The organism is Streptomyces sp. MP131-18, from assembly GCF_001984575.1.
GTDB lineage: Bacteria > Actinomycetota > Actinomycetes > Streptomycetales > Streptomycetaceae > Streptomyces > Streptomyces johnsoniae.
Window position 1 is genome coordinate 960658 of record NZ_LZNS01000001.1, and the last position, 1564, is coordinate 962221.

The following is a 1564-nucleotide window of genomic DNA, read 5'->3' on the forward strand; positions in this document are numbered from 1 at the left end:
CACCGCCCGGGACTCGTTCAGTGCCCGCGCGACAGCCAGCACGTCAACCGCGTCCCGCTCGCGGACGAACGCCCCCAGCTTTTCGGCCTGAGCACGCAACGCCTCCGGCGACCGCCCCGACAGCACCCACGGCACAACACCCGCCGCAGACACACCGGCACCCTCATCACCCCCGGCCGAACCCCCCACTGGCTCCACCGGATCTGCTTGCTCCCCCGGCTCCGCCTGCTCCAGGATCACGTGCGCGTTCGTCCCACTGATACCGAACGACGACACACCAGCCCGGCGGGGGTGGCCGGCCTCCGGCCACGGCCTGGCCTCGGTCAGCAGCTCCACCGCACCCGCGGTCCAGTCGACGTGGCCGGACGGCTCATCCACGTGCAGCGTCTGCGGCAGCACCCCGTGCCGCATCGCCATCACCATCTTGATCACACCCGCGACACCCGCCGCCGCGGTGGTGTGGCCGATGTTGGACTTCACCGAGCCGAGCCACAGCGGACGCCCCGCCTCCCGCTCCTGGCCATAGGTCGCGATCAGCGCCTGCGCCTCGATCGGGTCACCCAGCGACGTACCCGTACCGTGCGCCTCGACCGCATCCACCTCGTTCGACGCCAGCCGGGCACTGGCCAGCGCCTGCCGGATCACCCGCTGCTGCGAAGGACCGTTCGGCGCCGTCAGACCATTACTCGCACCGTCCTGGTTCACCGCGGAACCCCGCACCACCGCCAGCACCCGATGCCCGTTCCGCCGCGCATCCGACAACCGCTCCACCAGCAGCAGCCCCACACCCTCGGCCCAGCCGGTGCCATCCGCACCGGCCGCGAACGCCTTGCACCGCCCGTCCGCGGCCAGCCCCCGCTGCCGGCTGAACTCGATGAAGCCGACCGGTGAGGCCAGCACCGTGACACCGCCGGCCACGGCCATGGTGCATTCGCCAAGGCGCAGGGCCTGGACCGCCTGGTGGAGAGCGACGAGAGAGGAGGAGCACGCCGTGTCCACCGTCACCGCCGGACCCTCAAGCCCGAAGGTGTACGCCACACGTCCGGAAATAACGCTGGTCAGCCCGCCCGTGAGGCTGTAACCCTCCACCTGCTGCGCCGTCCGGGGCGAGGCGCCGTAGCCGGTGCCGGTGCCGCCGACAAAGACGCCCGTCGGGCTGCCCTTCAGGGACGCCGGGTTGATCCCGGATCGTTCGAAAAGCTCCCAGGACGTTTCCAGCAGCAGCCGCTGCTGCGGGTCCATCGCCAGCGCCTCACGCGGCGAGATCCCGAAAAACCCCGCGTCGAAGTTCCCGACATCCTCAAGAAACCCGCCCGCACGGGCATAGGTGGTCCCGGGGTGGTCCGGGTCAGGGTGGTAGAGCCCGTCGAGGTCCCAGCCCCGGTCGGCCGGGAAGCCGGACATCACGTCGCCTCCGTCGTCCACCAACCGCCACAGGTCCTCCGGAGAACGCACCTCACCCGGGAAGCGACAGGCCATCCCAACGATCGCTATCGGCTCGTCCTCGGCCAGGAACGTGGCCGCCGGCCGGGCTTTTTCCGGAAGTTCGGACTCCGCACCCACG

Annotated in this window: 1 protein-coding gene; it reads right to left on the reverse strand. The window is 70.8% G+C overall.

The features are described 5' to 3' along the window. Window positions 1-1564, reverse strand: a 1564-nt coding sequence (locus STBA_RS04020) for a polyketide synthase (RefSeq protein WP_143659621.1), incomplete at both ends; no start/stop codon positions are given.